The sequence below is a fragment of the Caulobacter sp. ErkDOM-C genome, from assembly GCF_048541825.1.
Lineage (GTDB): Bacteria > Pseudomonadota > Alphaproteobacteria > Caulobacterales > Caulobacteraceae > Caulobacter.
In genome coordinates, this window is the sequence record NZ_CP183332.1 from 2503514 (window position 1) to 2519955 (window position 16442).

General features: G+C 68.3%; 14 protein-coding genes. 1 reads left to right on the plus strand and 13 read right to left on the minus strand.

Annotation, left to right across the window (positions count from 1 at the left end; all coding sequences use genetic code 11):
* Nucleotides 1–4 precede the first annotated feature (4 nt).
* The 5 genes from ACN2C8_RS12140 to ftsW all read right to left on the minus strand — a co-directional run bounded on the left by ACN2C8_RS12140 (nucleotide 5) and on the right by ftsW (nucleotide 6275).
* The gene (locus ACN2C8_RS12140) at nucleotides 5–991 is read right to left on the minus strand and encodes a HupE/UreJ family protein (protein WP_419252023.1); all 987 of its coding nucleotides are present in this window, start codon (nucleotides 989–991) and stop codon (nucleotides 5–7) included.
* The gene (locus tag ACN2C8_RS12145) at nucleotides 988–1833 is read right to left on the minus strand and encodes a peptidyl-prolyl cis-trans isomerase (RefSeq protein ID WP_419252024.1); all 846 of its coding nucleotides are present in this window, start codon (nucleotides 1831–1833) and stop codon (nucleotides 988–990) included. Before ACN2C8_RS12145 ends, ACN2C8_RS12140 begins: the two co-directional genes overlap by 4 nt.
* 3 nt (nucleotides 1834–1836) lie before the next feature.
* A complete protein-coding gene (locus tag ACN2C8_RS12150; protein ID WP_419252025.1) occupies nucleotides 1837–3732 on the minus strand; it encodes a DUF3604 domain-containing protein in 1896 nt (631 codons plus the stop codon).
* Between the two features lie 262 nt (nucleotides 3733–3994).
* Nucleotides 3995–5101, minus strand: a complete 1107-nt coding sequence (gene murG, locus ACN2C8_RS12155; RefSeq protein WP_419252026.1) for an undecaprenyldiphospho-muramoylpentapeptide beta-N-acetylglucosaminyltransferase — start codon at nucleotides 5099–5101, stop codon at nucleotides 3995–3997.
* Between the two features lies 1 nt (nucleotide 5102).
* Nucleotides 5103–6275, minus strand: a complete 1173-nt coding sequence (ftsW, locus tag ACN2C8_RS12160) for a putative lipid II flippase FtsW (protein WP_419255877.1) — start codon at nucleotides 6273–6275, stop codon at nucleotides 5103–5105.
* Nucleotides 6276–6427: 152 nt separating this feature from the next.
* On the opposite strand from ftsW, the gene ACN2C8_RS12165 reads away from it, so the two are divergent.
* Entirely contained in the window at nucleotides 6428–7039 is a 612-nt protein-coding gene (locus ACN2C8_RS12165; RefSeq protein WP_419252027.1) for a peptidylprolyl isomerase, read from the plus strand.
* A gap of 262 nt (nucleotides 7040–7301) precedes the next feature.
* Here ACN2C8_RS12165 and murD read toward each other — a convergent pair whose 3' ends face one another.
* Genes murD through ACN2C8_RS12205 form a run of 8 tightly spaced genes read right to left on the minus strand, consistent with a single transcriptional unit; the run spans nucleotide 7302 to nucleotide 16278 of the window.
* Nucleotides 7302–8717 carry a UDP-N-acetylmuramoyl-L-alanine--D-glutamate ligase gene (murD, locus tag ACN2C8_RS12170; protein ID WP_419252028.1) on the minus strand — a complete coding sequence of 472 codons (1416 nt, stop codon included), beginning with the start codon at nucleotides 8715–8717 and terminating at the stop codon, nucleotides 7302–7304.
* 11 nt (nucleotides 8718–8728) lie between these two features.
* Complete coding sequence (gene mraY / locus ACN2C8_RS12175; RefSeq protein WP_419252029.1) at nucleotides 8729–9841, minus strand: phospho-N-acetylmuramoyl-pentapeptide-transferase; 1113 nt, start codon at nucleotides 9839–9841, stop codon at nucleotides 8729–8731.
* Nucleotides 9841–11229, minus strand: a complete 1389-nt coding sequence (locus ACN2C8_RS12180) for a UDP-N-acetylmuramoyl-tripeptide--D-alanyl-D-alanine ligase (RefSeq protein WP_419252030.1) — start codon at nucleotides 11227–11229, stop codon at nucleotides 9841–9843. Before ACN2C8_RS12180 ends, mraY begins: the two co-directional genes overlap by 1 nt.
* Nucleotides 11222–12679, minus strand: coding sequence for a UDP-N-acetylmuramoyl-L-alanyl-D-glutamate--2,6-diaminopimelate ligase (locus ACN2C8_RS12185; protein WP_419252031.1), 1458 nt, complete (start codon nucleotides 12677–12679; stop codon nucleotides 11222–11224). Before ACN2C8_RS12185 ends, ACN2C8_RS12180 begins: the two co-directional genes overlap by 8 nt.
* On the minus strand, nucleotides 12676–14439 hold the full coding sequence (locus ACN2C8_RS12190; RefSeq protein ID WP_419252032.1) for a peptidoglycan D,D-transpeptidase FtsI family protein: 1764 nt from the start codon (nucleotides 14437–14439) through the stop codon (nucleotides 12676–12678). Before ACN2C8_RS12190 ends, ACN2C8_RS12185 begins: the two co-directional genes overlap by 4 nt.
* On the minus strand, nucleotides 14436–14882 hold the full coding sequence (ftsL, locus tag ACN2C8_RS12195) for a cell division protein FtsL (protein ID WP_419252033.1): 447 nt from the start codon (nucleotides 14880–14882) through the stop codon (nucleotides 14436–14438). Before ftsL ends, ACN2C8_RS12190 begins: the two co-directional genes overlap by 4 nt.
* Nucleotides 14879–15817, minus strand: coding sequence for a 16S rRNA (cytosine(1402)-N(4))-methyltransferase RsmH (gene rsmH, locus ACN2C8_RS12200; RefSeq protein WP_419252034.1), 939 nt, complete (start codon nucleotides 15815–15817; stop codon nucleotides 14879–14881). Before rsmH ends, ftsL begins: the two co-directional genes overlap by 4 nt.
* On the minus strand, nucleotides 15814–16278 hold the full coding sequence (locus tag ACN2C8_RS12205; protein WP_419252035.1) for a division/cell wall cluster transcriptional repressor MraZ: 465 nt from the start codon (nucleotides 16276–16278) through the stop codon (nucleotides 15814–15816). Before ACN2C8_RS12205 ends, rsmH begins: the two co-directional genes overlap by 4 nt.
* Between the last annotated feature and the right edge of the window lie 164 nt (nucleotides 16279–16442).

Sequence of the window (16442 nt, forward strand, 5' to 3'; positions counted from 1 at the left end):
GGTCTCAGCCAAAAATGCGGACAATGCACCAGTAGGCGGCCGTGACCCCGATCCCATAGGCGGCGCAGCGCTGAAAGAGGCGGCGGTGTTGCGGGGCGAAGCGGCGGATCAACTCCAGCACCAGCAGTCCGGCCCCGACGATGATCAGCTGCCCGATCTCGACGCCGATATTGAAGGTCAGCAAGGCGGTGGGGACCTCGCGCTCGGGCATGCCGATCTCGGCCAGGGCCCCGGCGAACCCGAAGCCGTGCAGCAGCCCGAAGGCGAAGGCCACCAGCCAGGGGGCCCGTTCCGACAGGCGCGGCGGCCCCTCGGGCCGTGACTTCACGATCTCGACGGCCAGGAACACGATCGACAGGGCGATGCAGATCTCCACCGGCTGACGCGGCAGGCTGATCAGGTTCAGGGACGTGGCGACCAAGGTCAGGGAATGGGCGACGGTGAAGGCCGTCACGGTCTTGGCGATCCTCATCCCGCCGCGCAGCAGCAGCACCAGGCTCAGGACGAACAGCAGGTGATCATAGCCGGCCAGGATGTGTTCGACGCCGAGCACCAGATAGGTCCGGGCCACCTGCAAGCGGTCGGGCGCCGCGCGCACCTCCATCAGCGGCCGGTCGGCCGTGAGGCGGCCGACCTGAACGGGACGCCCCAGCGGCGCAATCCGCACCAGGGCGTCGGTGAAGGTCGCGTCCAGCCCGGTCAAGCCGACGGCCTGGCCGGCCAGCCCTCGGGGACAGTCGAAGGTTGCCACCTCGACCAGCGCCCCAGCGACCAGCTCGCGCGAGGGCGGCTGCAGCCGGCAGTCCGCCGGCAGGCTGGGCGCCGCGTGGGTCGCCAGACCGCCGCGGATCGGCGCCTTCCAGACCATCCGCCAGGCCGAGGGCGAGGTCTGGGTCAGCTCCAGATAGCCGGGCCGCAGATCGTCAGCCTGGGCCACGCCGGCAAGCATGAGCCAGGCCAGAACCAGGACGGCCAGACGCGCCAAGGTCATTTGGGCCGCGCAATGACGACGTCATAGCCCTTGAGCAGGTCCTGATAGGCCTTGGCCTCCCGCTCGGCGCGGGTGGCGGCGCGCCAGTCGTTCTCGACCGCCTGACGCACCTGATCCAGCTCTGGCGGCGGCCCCAGCTTTACGGCGGTGACCTTGACCACGTGCAGACCAAAGCCGGAGGCGACGGGACCCGTCCAGCGGCCGATCGGCGCGCGCAACAGCCCCCTGGAGAACGCCTCACCAAACTGCCTGTCCACCTCGGAGCGGGAGGCCTCGGACAGGACGGTCGGCAGCGACAGGGGCTGTCGAAGCTGAGCCGGCGAGGCCCCGGCCGCCAGGCGGCTGAGGATCGTCGCGGCCCTGGCCTCGGCGGCGTCGCGGTCGGTGGCCGAGCCGACATAGATCTGCTGGAAGCTGAGCTTCGGATCCTGGACGTAGAGCGCCGGGCGGGCCTGCATCCAGGCCTTCAGGACGTCATCGCCCGGGGTGACGCTTTCCAGCTGGTCGGCGGCCAGGAACTCCATCTTCGAGCGCAGCCGCCGCCGGATCACCGGGTCGTCGCGATCCAGACCCAGGGCGAGGGCCTCGCGATAATAGACCTCCTCCTGGACATATTCGCCGATCAGGCCGTCCAGCTCGGCCGGGGTCGGCGGGCGATGCCAGGTCTGCATCCACAGGGTGACGATGCGCTGGACCCGCGCCTCGTCGACCACGATGCGGCGCTCGCCCGGATCGGGACCGCCGCCGCCCAGGGCGAAGACCATGAAGATCACGGCCCCGGCCAGCAGGAACTGCACCAGGGGCTCGCGCAGCCCCTGGTGCAGGCGTTCGCGCAGCGTCATCCGTCAGCCCTTGGGCGTGTACCAGATCGGCGAGCTATAGGCCCGCTCCTGGTCCTTCATCCGCACCTCCGGGCCCATCTTCACCTTGTAGCGGACGGCGTCATAGGCCACCCAGCGCGGGGTCGGGATCTCCATCACCCGCACATAGTAGAAGGCCTTCAGGGTCGGGTCGAAATCGGGGTCGGTCCACACCGTGGTCAGCTCCGGCGCGCCGATGGTGTTGGCATAGGTGGCGGTGGCCAGATCGACGGTGTCGCCGACCGAAGGGACCTTGCCGGCTGTCATCGCCCGGCGGGCCGGGTCGCTCCAGACCACGTCATAGATCTGCTCGCGGGTGACGCCGGCCTTGTCGACCCAGCCCTTGACCATCTGGACGCGATCCAGATTGGCCCCGACCGGGTCCTTGAGGGCCGAGACGATGAACACCGGAGCCTTGCCGGCCCCCGCCTTGAGATCGCCGCCCATCGGCACGCCGCGGGCATAGCCGGCCTTGACCCAGTTGGTCTTCAGGTCGTTGGCCGTGAAGTCCCAGCCGCCGAACACCCGCACCTGCATGCGCGGGCCGGTCGAGGCGTAGACCTCGCGCCGCATCATCGCATCGAAGATCGCCGCGCGGGTATTGGCCTTGGCCCAGACCGCAGCATAGCCGCCCGCCAGATAGTGCTGGCCGGTACGCCCCTCGCGCGTGCCCAGATTCTGCGGCTCCGTCGCCCGGCCGGCGCGCGGCTCGACCCCGGAATGCTTGCCGAAGAAGTTGTCTTCGTCGCCCGTCGCCAGGGCGGTGTGGGAGTCGGTCGAGCCGATCATGCCCATCTTGTAGGGATTGACCCCGGTCTTGTCCTGGATCGCCAGGCCGCGCTTGAGGGCCTCGCGGACATATTCGCCGGCGAACATGTCCGGCGTCTTCTTGGACGACATGGGCAGGTTGCCCAGATCCCAGCCCGCGTCGCCGAAGCTGGCGAACTCATCGTTCGGCGACAGGAAGGGGTGAGACTCGCTGTCGCCCTTGATCTGGGTCGCCTCGACCAGCGGCTCACGGGCCGCGCGGCGGCGGGCATAGTCGGCCGACATCGGGCCGCCGTCCGGACCGGTCAGCTCGAACATCAAGCCGTTGGAGACATTGGAATTGTGCGGAATGGCCAGGGCCTTGCCGCCGGTGGTCTTCTCGTAGCCATCCATATAGTCCCACAGCATCTCGGCCGAGGTGCCAACCAGGGACGAATAGGGCACCACCTTGGAGGCCTCAGCCTTGCCATCGCGGAACATCACCACGCGGTGCAGATTGTCGCCCTTGGGCATCAGGGTATATTCGAAACCCATGAAGGCCGTGAACTTGCCCGGGTCGTTGTAGCGCTCGACGATCGACAGATGGTCGTTCCAGATCGAGCGGGTCGCCTTGGCAGAGCGCTTCGGATCGGTGATGTCGGGCGGCAGCGAGCCGCTGGCGGCGGCGTCGATCAGTTCACCCGTCGCCTTCAGTGAGCCTGCAGGGCCCTCGTGCATCATATCATGCCAGCGAAGAAGCAGCGGATTGCGCAGCAGGAACCGCGGCGCGTCGTAGATCCGGCGCGTGAAGCCCAGGCCATCGGAGTGGTCGGCGATGACCAGAAAGTCCAGCGGCCGGGCCAGCTTGGCCTTCAGGCCGCCGGTCGAGGTCACCTCTTCGCCGCGCGCGAACCGCAGCGCCTCCTCCGAGCCCAGACGCACGCCAAAGCCGAAGGCGTCGACCGAATTGCTGGTGTGCAGGTGGGTGTCGCCCCAATAGACCCGCTCGGGATATTCGGTCTCGACGACCGCTGTCTTGGCGCCCGTCCCCGTTTTTGAACCGACCTTGTCGCAGGCGGCCAGGCCGACGACACAGGCTCCGACGACGACAAGAGCGCCTATGGCCTTCTTCATGATTTTCCCCCGCGCATTTTTTTTGAAGACTAGACCCAGAACCGTATCGGAAGCACGCGGGATTTCAGCGTCTGGGCCTTCCGGCGTGATTTTGGCGCTGCGGTGACGGGTAAGCTGTGACGGTTCGCGCGATCTCCGTCCAACCGCTCGCGCCATGCTGGAAAACCTGACACCAGCAAGGGCCAGGACCACATGAAGGGCCGAAGGACCTGGCCGGATGCATCCCAGAGGCCCCTCGCCCAGCCAGAATCGGGTCCGCCCTCTAACGCGAGGGGATTCGGACCTGTCCCGCCGTCCGCTCCACCAGATCCGCCAGTTCCTCGGCCGCATCCGGCTTGGCCACTGACCGCGCCCCGTCAGACATCCGCGCCAGGCGCTCGGGGTTCTTGAGCAGGGCGTTGAGGGCCCCGGCCATGGCGTCGACGGTCAGCTCGTCCTCGAAGCACACGGCCGCGCCGCCGGCTTCTTCCAGCAGGCGGGCGTTGAAGCGCTGGTGGTCGTCGGCGGCGATCTTCAGGGGGACCAGGATCGAGGGACGGCCGGCGACGGCCAGTTCGGTGCAGGTCGAGGCGCCGGAGCGGCCGATCACCAGGTGCGACTGGCGCAGATAGCCGGCCATGTCGCGGAAGAACGGGGCCACTTCGCAGTCGACCATGGCGTTGCGATAGACCTTGCGGGCGTGTTCCAGGCTCTCGGCGCGGGCCTGCTGGAAGACCTTCAGGCGGCCGCGCATCTCTTCGGGCAGCTTGGCGATGGCCTCGGGGATCAGTTCCGACAGCAAGCGGGCGCCCTGGCTGCCGCCGGTGACCAGGATGCGTAGCTGCACTTCCGGCGGCAGGTAGGGCACGTCGAACAGGGCGCGCACCGGCGGGCGCACGGGGTTGCCGACGACGTGGGCGCGGGCCTTCACGGCGGGGGTAGCCTTTTCCAGGATCGGAAAGGCGCAGGCAACCTCGGTGACGCGAGGGGCCAGGAAGCGGTTGACGCGGCCCAGCACCGCGTTCTGCTCGTGGATCACCGTGGGGCGGCCCTGGGTCAGGGCGCCCAGCAAGGCGGGAAGTGCGGGATAGCCGCCGAAACCCACCACCACGGCCGGGTCCAGGCGCTTGAAGGCTGATCTCGCCTGCAGCACGCCCTGGGCGACGACAAAGCCGGCCTTGAGCATGCCGATCGGATCGCCGGCCTTGGCCGTGGCGGCCGACAGGGCCAGGCGTTCCTCGGCGGGGAACTTGTCGGCATAGATCGCGCCGCGATCATCGGTGGCCAGCACCACGCGCCAGCCTCGGGCCCCGAGGGTTTCGGCCAGGGCCTGGGCAGGGAACATGTGACCGCCGGTACCCCCGGCGGCGACGACAACAAGCTTGCTCATGTCAGTTGAACGCGCCGCCCTGGGTAAACTCGCCAGAGGGGCCATAGGCGCCGGGGCGCTTGCGCAGCAGGGCCAGGGCCAGGCCCAAAGTCAGTCCCATAGCCAGCATCGACGATCCCCCGTAGCTGATGAACGGAAGCGTCATGCCCTTGGTCGGGATCATGTTCAAGTTCACCGCGATATTGATCATCGCCTGCTGGCCCACCAGCACGAACAAACCGGCGGCGGCGACCTGCTCGAAGGTGTCGTTCAGCTTCATGGCCTTCATCATGCCGCGCACCACTACGAAGGCGAACAGGCCGATCAGCGACAGCGAGAACACCAGGCCATATTCCTCGGCGGCGACCGAATAGATGAAGTCGGTGTGCAGGTCGGGCACGTGGCGCTTCATGACCCCCTCGCCCGGCCCGCGTCCGAACAGGCCGCCGGCGTTGATGGCCTCGGCGGCGCGGGTGATCTGGTGGGTGTCGGCCTGGTCGGGGCTGAGGAACTTCTGTACCCGGGCATGCACGTGGTCGAACAGGAAATAGGTCGAGAACAGTCCCGCCACCGCAACCCCGCCCAGGCCCATGATCCAGCTGATCGGCACCCCGGCCATCCAGAAGGCGGCCCCGAAGGCCACGGTGATCAGCACGGTCTGGCCCACATCGGGCTGGATCAGCAGCAGGCCCACGGCGATGGCGTACAGCAGGAAGGCGATCGACACCCCGGGCACCCCCTCGCCCTTCTGACCCTCGGCGAACATCCACGAGACCAGCACGATCAGGGCCGGCTTCATGAACTCGGACGGCTGCAGGGTGAAGCCGGCGAACTGCACCCAGCGGGTGGCGCCCTTGGCGTTGTGGCCGATGAACGGCAGGGCGATCATCACCGCGATGGCCGCTACATAGACGAAGAACGCCGTGCGCCGCACGCCCTTGGGCGACAACATCGAGGTCCCAAGCAGGATCACCGCCGAGGCGCTGGCGAAGACGCACATCCGCAGGGCGAAATGGAACTGGTCGTCGATGCCGATCCGCTGGGCCGCCGCCGGGCTGGAGGCGAACGACAGCAGCACGCCCAGGGTGACCAAAATCGCCGTGGCGCCCAGCAGCCAGCGATCAGTCGTCCACCACCAGATGCCGATCGCCGTGCGGTCGGTGCGGGCAAAGGCGTGGGTGGTCTGGGTCGACATGCCCGGAGAGTCGGCGCGCAAGGTTAATCGAACATTGCTGCAGCGCTTGTCGGCGGGGGATATGCGGCGAAAGGCGGCGGACTTTTCGCCTGTGGATGGGCCGGCGGCGGCGCGCTAAGGGTGAAGCCGCTGTTTGCCGCCCGAGGATGACGATGAAAGACGCCTGGATCGCCCGCCGAAGCCTGCTGGTCGGGGCCGGACTGTTGCTGGTCAGCCCGCTGTCGGCGCACGCGCAGAGCGCCAAGCCCCGGGTGGCGATCGAGACCGCGCTGGGCGTGATCGTGGTCGAGCTGGAAGACAAGAAGGCGCCGATCACGGCGGCCAACTTCCTGCGCTATGTCGACAAGAAGAAGTTCGACGGCGGCAGCTTCTATCGCGCCTCGCGGGCCCGGGGCGCGCCGGCCAACGGCTCGATCCAGGCCGGCCCCTCGATCCGCACCCGCCGCTTCGCGCCCATCGCCCACGAGAGCACGAAACTGACGGGGATCAGGCACAAGGCCGGGACCCTCTCGATGGCCCGCAACGAGCCGGGCAGCGCCACGGCCGACTTCTTCATCTGCGCCAGCCCGATGGCCTATCTCGACGCCAAGCCCGGCGCCCCCGGCGACAACCAGGGCTTCGCGGCCTTCGGCACGGTGGTCAAGGGCATGGACGTGGTGAGGAAGATCCTGGCCTCGAAGACGGACGGCGTGCCGCAGAACCCCAGCATGAAGGGCCAGATGATCAATCCGCCGGTGGGGATTGTGGGGGTGAAAAGGGTTTAGGGGGCGCGAAGCCCCACTCCGCCCCCTCCTCTCCCGTCATTCCCGCCCTTGTGGCGGGAACCTCTCTATCCGCCGCAGGTGCGGAAGGGGCGAAGGGCGCGCGCACTTCGCCGGCGCTTCGCGTGCGGCTGAACCAGGGGTTCCCGCCACACGGGCGGGAAAGACGGTTGATAAGGTTGAGCTTCGCAAGACAGGCCCAGCGACCAGGCCGCGCCCTGAAACCCTTGGAGGCGAGCTTGCTCTGGCTGACGGCCGCCCCCAGCTACCCCCGCGCCGCCTTAGCCCCGATCTTCCCCAACCCCTCAACCGCCGCCCGGAACGCCTCGCCCCGAGCCTCAAAGTCCGCGAACTGGTCGAACGACGCACAGGCCGGCGACAGCAGCACGATGGCGTCCTCACCAGAATCCATCGCGTCCGAGAACGCCGCCGCCGTGGCCACCTCGATGCTCCCGCACAGCCGCACCGGGGCCTTGCCCTCCAGCGTGGCGGCGAAGTCTTCAGCGGCGTCGCCGATCAGATAGGCCTTCTCGACGCGCGGGAAGAGGTCGTGCAGGTCGCTGATGCCGCCGGCCTTGGGCACGCCGCCGGCGATCCAGTAGAACTTGGGATAGCTGCTCATCGCCTGGCGGGCGGCGTCGGCGTTGGTGGCCTTGCTGTCGTTGACGAAGCGCACGCGGCCGATCTTGCCGACCGTCTCCATGCGGTGGGCCAGACCCGGGAAGGTCATCAGGCCCTCGACCACGTCATGGGCCGGGATGCCGATGGCGGTGGCGGCGGCATAGGCGGCGCAGGCGTTTTGCCAGTTGTGACGGCCCGGCAAACTTCTGGCCCGAAGGAGATCGGCCATCTCGGTGACCCGGTCGCCGGTGGCGTCATACAGCACGCCCTGCAGGGCGTAGACGCCCCGGCCCATGGCCTTGCCGGCGCTGATCGGCCAGATGGTGCGGCGGTTGGCGGCGGTGATCTCGGTGCAGATCTGCTGGCACCAGGGATCGTCGACGCCGATGATGGCGGTGTCGCCCTTGCCCTGATTGAGGAAGATCCGGCGCTTGGCCGCGATATAGCCGTCCATGCCGCCATGACGGTCCAGGTGGTCGGGCGAGATGTTGAGCAGCACCGTGGCGTCGGCCTTGAGGCTGCTGGTCAGGTCCAGCTGGTACGAAGAGAGTTCCAGCACATAGACGGCGCCGCCGTGCATGTCTTCCAGGCCCAGCACGCCGGCGCCGATATTGCCGCCGATGCGGGTGTCGCGGCCGGCCGAGGCGCACAGGTGGCCGATCAGGGCCGTGGTGGTGGATTTGCCGTTGGTGCCGGTGATGGCGATGATCTTGGGCCGCTTGTGCGGCGGGGCGGCATTGACCGTGCGGGCGAAGAGCTCGATGTCGCCCAGGATCTCGACCCCGGCGTCGCGGGCCATCTTCACCGTCCAGTGCGGCTGGGGATGGGTCAGGGGCACGCCGGGCGACAGCATCAAAGCCGAGAACAGGCTCCAGTCGGCCGAGCGCAGGTCGACGACCTTGAAGCCCTCGGCCATGGCGGCGTCCTGGCTGGCGGGGTTCTCGTCCCACACCGCCACATTGGCCCCGCCGGCCACGAGGGCGCGCGCGGCCGTCAGGCCGGTGCGGCCCAGGCCGAACACCGCGACGGTCTTGCCCTCGAAACCACGGACGGGGATCATGATCTGGCTCCCTATCTCAGCTTGAGGGTGGCGAGGCCGACGAAGGACAGCATCATCGCCACGATCCAGAAGCGGATCACGACGGTGGATTCAGGCCAGCCCAGCTTTTCGAAATGGTGGTGGATCGGGGCCATCAGGAACACCCGCTTGCCGGTCTTCTTGAAGTAGCCGACCTGGATGATGACGCTGAGCGCCTCGGCCACGAACAGGCCACCGACAATGCCCAGAACCAGCTCGTGCTTGGAGCACACGGCGATCGCGCCCAAGGCGCCGCCCAGGGCCAGCGAGCCGGTGTCGCCCATGAAGATCTTGGCGGGGGGCGCGTTGTACCAGAGGAAGCCCATGCCCCCGCCGATGATCGCGCCGCACAGCACGGCCAGCTCGCCGACGCCGGGCGCGAAGTGCAGGTTGAGATAGTCGGCGAACTTGTAGTTGCCGACCAGATAGGTGATCAGGCCGAAGGTGGCCGCCGCGATCATCACCGGCACGATGGCCAGGCCGTCCAGCCCGTCGGTCAGGTTCACGGCGTTGGAGAAGCCGGCGATGGTGACGGCGGCGAAGGCCACGTAGAACCAGCCGAGATTGATCACCAGCGTCTTGAAGAACGGGAAGACCAGGCTGGTCTCCATGCCCGGCGCCATGTCTGCCTTGGGCGCATACAGGATCAGCAGCACGGTGGCGGCGATGGCGACGACGAACTGGGCGACCAGCTTCTGGCCGCTGGAGAGACCGGCCGTGGTCTGCTTGGTGACCTTGGCGTAGTCGTCCATGAAGCCCAGCACGCCGTAGCTGCCGGTGATCAGCAGCACCACCCAGACATGGATGTTGCGCAGGTCGGCCCACAGGATGGCGCCGACGAACAGGCCGGCCAGGATCATGAAGCCGCCCATGGTGGGCGTGCCGGCCTTTTCGGTGATGTGGCGGGCGATGCCGTCGGTGCGGATCGGCTGGCCCTTGCCCTGGCGGGCCTTCATCCAGCGGATGAAGCGCGAGCCCATGGCGACGGCGACGATATAGGCCGTCAGCATGGCCATGCCGGTCCTGAAGGTCAGGTACTTCAGCAGGTTCAGCAGCGGCACGTGCTCTTGGCCGCGCGCCAGCCATTCATACAGAAAATACAGCATCAGCCCCGTCCCCCAAGATCAAGCGCCGCCAGAGCCTTGGCGAGAACGCCAGCCCTGGAGCCATTCGACCCCTTAACCATCACCACGTCGCCCGGCCGGATCGCGGCCGTCAGTTCCGTCGTTAACTTTTCGGTAATCTCCGCGTAGCCGCCCCGCCGAGTCGGCGGAAGCGCCTCCCACAGTGATTTCATGTGGACGCCTGCCAGAAAGACAAGATCGACGTTGGCGGCGTCCAGCGGGCCTGCAAGCTCGGCGTGAAACCGGGCGCTGCCCTCGCCCAGTTCGAGCATGTCGGTCAAAACGGTGATCCGCCGGCCCGCAACCTTGCGCGCGCCCAGCGTCGTCAGGGCCGCCTGCATCGAGACCGGATTGGCGTTGTAGCTCTCGTCGACCAGGGTGAAGGCGCCGCCGTCGATCTTGACGATCTTCTCGGCGCCGCGCCCCTCGATCGGCTCGAAGCTGGCCAGGGCCTGCAGGGCGATGTCGCGCGAGACGCCCAAGGCTTCCAGCATCAGCAGCACGCACAGGCTGTTGGGGCCCCAGTGGACGCCGGTCTGCAGGATCGGAAAGCTGATCGCCTCGCCGCGCAGCTTGACCGAAACCGTCGCGCCGCCGGCGTGAACGTCGAAGCCGGTCAGCTGAGCGGTGACGCCCTCCTGAGAGCCGAAGCTCCAGATGGTGGCGCCGGCCTTCTTGGCCTCTTCGCTCAGCAACTCAAACCAGGGATTGTCGGCGTTCAGCACCGCCACGCCCTCGGGCTCCAGGCCGGCGAAGATTTCGGCCTTGGCGCGGGCGACGCCCGCCTCGCCGTCGGCGAAGTTCTCCAGGTGCACGGGGCCGACGGTGGTGATGGCCACGGCGTGCGGACGGATCATTCGCGACAGCGGCACGATCTCGTCGGCGTGGTTCATGCCCACTTCGAATACGGCGCGCTCGGTGTCGCGCGGCATGCGGGCCAGGGTCAGGGGAACGCCGATGTGGTTGTTGTACGACTTGACCGAAGCGTGGGCCTTGCCGGCCAGACGCAGGCCGGCCTCGACCGCGCGGGTGACGCTGGTCTTGCCGACCGAGCCGGTGATCGCCCCGCGACGGGCCTGAGGGGCGCGCAGGCGGGCCGCCTCGCCCAGACGCTCCAGACCCCGGAAGGTGTCCTCAACCAGCACCGCCGGCACCGGCACGGGCTTGGAGACGAGCGCGCCGGCCGCGCCCTTGTCATTGGTCTGGACCACGAACTCATGGCCGTCGCGCGCGCCGGTCAGGGCCACGAACAGGTCGCCCGGCTCGATGCTGCGGCTGTCGATCGAGACGCCGGTGGCCGAGAAGTCCTGCGTGACCTTGCCGTCGGTGGCGGCGGCGATCTCTTGGGCGGTCCAGAGGGGCTCAGACATCAGCCATCTCCAGCGCGGCGAGGGTCTCGGTGACATCGTCGAACGGGTGGTTCACGCCGGCCACCAGCTGGCCCTGCTCGTGACCCTTGCCGGCCACCACCAGCACGTCGCCTTCGACCATCTGGGCGGCGGCGGCGCGGATCGCGGCGCGGCGGTCGCCGATCTCGGTGGCGCCGGGCGCGGCGGCCAGGATGGCGGCGCGGATCGAGGCGGGCTCTTCCGAGCGCGGATTATCGTCAGTGACGATGGCCACGTCGGCCAGCCGCGCCGCGATCTCGCCCATCAGCGGCCGCTTGCCGCGATCACGATCACCGCCGGCGCCGAACACCACGATCAGCTTGCCGGCCGTGTGAGGGCGCAGGGCCTGCAGGACGGTCTCCAGACCATCGGGCGTGTGGGCATAGTCGACATAGGCCTCGCCGCCCCGGGCGCCGCGACCCACGCGCTGCAGACGTCCGGCCGCGCCTTCCAGGCTCTCCAACGCTTTAAGCACGGCGGCGGTTTCCTCGCCGGTGGCGATGCACAGGCCAGCCGCGACCAGCACGTTGCTGGCCTGGAACCCGCCGGCCAGCGGCAGTTCGACGGTGTAGGTCTTGCCCGCCGCCTCGACCGTCAGGGTCTGGCCGTGCGGGGTCAGGGCGCGCGAGACGAGCTTGAGCCCCTGCCCTTCGTCGCCGACGGAGAACACGCTCTGGCCGGAGGTCACGGCCGCTGCGGCGAAGACGCCGAAGGCGTCGCTGTCACTGTTCAGCACCGCTGTGGCGCCCATCGGCAGCAGGGCGTCAAACAGGCGCAGCTTGGCGTCGCGATAGCTGTCCATCGAGCCGTGATAGTCCAGGTGATCCTGGGTGAAGTTGGTGAAGCCGGCGGCCTTCAGGGTCACCCCGTCCAGGCGGCGCTGATCCACGCCGTGCGACGAGGCCTCGACCGCCAGGTGGGTGACACCCTCGCGCGCCAGACGCGCCATCATCTCGGCGACATCGGCCGCGTCGGGGGTGGTGAGGCCGGGAGGGGTCAGTTGCTGGTCCGCAGCACCGGGCCCGCCGACCACGACGCCCAGGGTTCCCATGCTGGCGGCCTTGTGACCGAGTCGCGCGAAGATCTGGCGACAGAAGCCGGCCACCGAGGTCTTGCCGTTGGTGCCGGTGATGGCGATGCAGGTCGCCGGCTGGGCGCCCCAGAACGCGGCCGAAGCCAGGGCATAGGCGCGGCGCGGATCCTCGACCTTCACGGTCGGGACCGAAAAGGTCTCCATGCCGACCGGACCCAGCACGGCGGCGGCTCCGGCGGCGATGGCCCCGGGGGCGAAGCTGGCGCCGTCGACTTTCGTGCCCGGCAGGGCGGCGAACAGGGTTCCGGGCCCGACCTTGCGGCTGTCGGCCGTCACCCCGGTGATCACCGGACTTTCGGGCAGGTCGCGGCTGAGAAGGTCGGAAAGCGTCTTGGTCACAGGCCGGTTCCGGGGCTGGTGTTTTGCGAGTTGGAGACGGTCAGGATCTGCGGCTTGCGATGCACGCCCAGGAACGGGGCGATGCGCTCGATTACCTTGCCGGCTGCGGGAGCAGCGACCCAGCCGCCGGTCGAGAAGCCGGAGGTGCGGGCGTTGCCCTTGGGCTCATCCAGCAGGATCAGCACGAAATAGCGGTCGGCCTCCAGCGGACCGTCGGTCGGGAACACCGCCGCGAAGGACGAGACCTGGCGCTGGTGGTTATAGGCCTTGAGGGCCGGATCGTACTTCTCGCCGGTGCCGGTCTTGCCACCCACCGACAGGCCGGCCACGTCGGCCTTGCCGCCGCTGCCGCCTTCGCCGGGAATGACATTGGCCCGCATGATCCGCAGCATCTGCTGCGAGGTTTCCTCGGTCAGCACGCGCGGACCTTCGGGCCGCACGCCCTGGGCCAGTTTGCGGATGGTCAGGGGCGGACGGGCGCCGCCGTTCAGCAGCGGGCCCATGGCCTCGGCCAGGGCCAGGGGCGTGATGTTCATGCCGTGGCCAAACGAGGTGGAGGCCACGGCGTCCTCGTCCCACTTGCGCGGGGTCAGGGGGCGGGCTGATTCCAGCAGCTCGATCTTGGCCGGCTTGGTCAGGCCCAGATTGGTGAAGTACTGGCTCAGCCGCTGGGCCCCGACGCCGACCGCCAGCTTGGCGGTGCCGATGTTGGACGAGTGCTTGAACACCTCGACCAGGGTCAGGATCGCCTTGGCGGCGTGGTAGTCGTGGATCGTCCGATAGCCCAGCTTGTAGGGCTCGCGGGCATCGAAGGTCGAGGTCGGGGTGGCGACGCCGGTATCCAGGCCGATGGCCACGGTAAAGGCCTTGAAGGTCGAGCCCATCTCGTACACCGCGCCGGCCGCCCGGTTCAGCTTCTGGTCGTCGGTGGCGGTCCCGGCCTTGTTGGGATCAAAGTCGGGATAGCTGGCCATGCCCAGGATTTCGCCGGTGTGGACATTGGTCACCAGGCCAACTGCGCCGCGCGGCTGGAACTCTTGCGCAGCCTTGCGCAGTTCGTCTTCCAGGGCGGCCTGCACGCGGATGTCGATCGACAGGACGGTGGGACCACCGCCGCCGGCCGCCTGCCGGATCGGCTTGTCCAGAGCCCGCTCGGCTCCGGCCAGACCCTTGCCGCCGCTGTCGACGAAACCGACCAGATGAGCGGCGGTGGCGCCCAGCGGATAGACGCGGCGGCCCTGCTCCTCGAACGAGATGCCCGGCAGACCCAGGTTGAAGATGGCGTCCTTCTGATCAGGCGTCAGGCCGCCCAGCAGGAAGGTGCGACGGTCCCCGAACACGACCTTGTCCAGGCGCTTGGCGGGCACTTCGGGCAGGGCCCTGCCGAGCGCGCGACGCGCTTCGGGCTTGTCCCAGACTTCCTTGGGGTCGACGTACAGGGCGTAGTGGGTCAGGTCGACGGCCAGCAGACGGCCACCCCGGTCCACCAGATCGCCCCGCGCGCCCTCGGTCGAGGCCAGATAGCCCGCGCCCTTCCCGGCGTTGGAGAACACAGCCGAAAAGCTTGCCCCCAGGGCCAGACCCACGAAGCACAGGCCAAAGAAGGCCATCACGAAGAAGATGCGGATACGGGTGTCGTCTTCGGGCTTGGCGGCGGCGCGCGAGCGCTCGAAGGCGTGTTCCAGGCGCCAGACGCGCTCGATCAGCCAGCGCCAGGCGCCGGGCTGAAAGCCGGACGGGCCTAGGTTGGAGAGGCTCATCGCGGGCCCTCCCGTTTCGGCGCGGGCGAGGTCGGGACGTCGTCCGGCGCCGGCTCGGGCGCGTCGGCGGCCAGGGTGTCGGACGCCACAGGCGCGGCGTGAAGTTCGACAGGCGCGGGCGGCGCACGGTTGCGGGCCACGTCGATCAGGGCGTCCTCGGTCGTCTCGCGAGCGGCCGGAACGGACTGCAGCCCCATGGCCAGGGCCAGGGCCTCGATGCGGCGGGGCTGCTCCAGATGGGCGACCTCGGCCTCAAGCAGGCGCTTGCGAGCCTGCTCGTCTTCGATCTCGCGCTCGATGCGGGCGATCTCGTTGCGCTCGCGGCCGGCGACCGTCTTGGCCAGATAGACGCCGGTGACCAGGGTCAGCAAAACGCCCAGACCCACGACTTCGACAATGCGAAAGCCGCGAACCCGACGATTGAACAGACCCGAGACGCTCACGACAGATCCACCCAGATCGGCGCGGTCGTGCGGATGGCGGCGCGCAGCTTGGACGAGCGGGCGCGCGGATTGACCGCCAGCTCGGCCTCGCCCGGCGCGATGGCCTTGTTGGCGATCAGCTGGAAGCTGGCCGGCGCACCGGCCGGCGCCTGCGGCAGGTGGCGCGAACCGCCCGGCGTGCGCCCGGCCCGCTCGGCCAGGAAGTTTTTGACGATGCGGTCTTCCAGCGAATGGAAGCTCACCACCGCCAGCCGACCGCCGGGCTTGAGGATGACTTCGGCAGCGGCCAGAGCGGCCTCCAGCTCGGCCAGCTCTTCATTGACCGCGATGCGCAGGCCCTGGAACGAGCGGGTGGCCGGATGCACCTTGGCGCCCTTGCGGCCGCCCAGGGCGCGCTCGATCACATGGGCCAGATCCAGGGTGCGCTCGAACTTGCGCTCTTCGCGGCGGCGCACCAGGAAGCTGGCGATGCGGCGCGAGGCGTGCTCCTCGCCATAGACATAGAGGATGCGGGCCAGCTCGGTGTGGTCCAGGTCATTGACCAGATCGGCGGCCGTCGGACCGGTGTCGCTCATCCGCATGTCCAGCGGACCGTCGCGCATGAACGAGAAGCCGCGCTCGGCCTCGTCCAGCTGCATGGACGAGACGCCGATATCCAGCACCACGCCATCCACCGACTGCGGCTCGAAATGCTCGGCCATCTGCGAGAAGCGGTCTTGCACCAGACGGAAGCGGTCAGCCGGCAGGCCCTGCGCAAAGCGCTGAACGGTCGGGTCGCGGTCAAAGCCCACAACGCTGGCGCCGGTGGCCAGGATGGCGCGGGTATAGCCGCCCGCGCCGAAGGTGCCGTCGATGATCGTCTCGCCCGGCTTGGGGGCCAGGGCGTCAACGATCTCGTTGAGCAGGACGGAGATGTGGGGAGCGGTCTCGGTCATACGCCGCCCAGCCTTGCGGTGCGCTGCTGAACCCGCATGGCCGCAAGACCCTCGCGGGCCAGCTCGCGTTGCGCGGCGCGGTGGGCCTGGAAGGCCTCGCGCGACCAGATCTGAAAACGCTCACCCATACCGACGACAGTCACCCAATCACTCAGACCGAACATCTCGCACAGGTGATCGGGAAGCGTAATGCGACCAGCTGTATCAAAGGAAAGCTTGGCCATGCCGCCCAGCACGCTGGTCTCCAGCGCCGTGCGCACCGGATCGCCGAACTCCAGCTCCTCGATCACGCCCAAGTAACGGTCAAACAAGGCTTTTCCGCCACCCTCCAGGCAATCGGCCTCGATGGAGGGGAAGCAGACCACGCCGTCAAAGGGGCCCGAGATCGCCGCGCGGAAGTCCTGCGGCACAACGATGCGCCGCTTGCTGTCCACCTGCTTCTCGAACGTCGAGAGGAACACCGCGCCCTACCCCTTTAGACCCCGCCGGACGGCGAAGTCCGATCGCCGCCGACCAAACTGGGTTAACATGGGATGAACTGGGAAACAATGACACCAGCGGGCATTTCGCCGCGAAAACAAAGATGTCGCACGGGTCCGTGACTTGTGATCACAAGCCATCAACA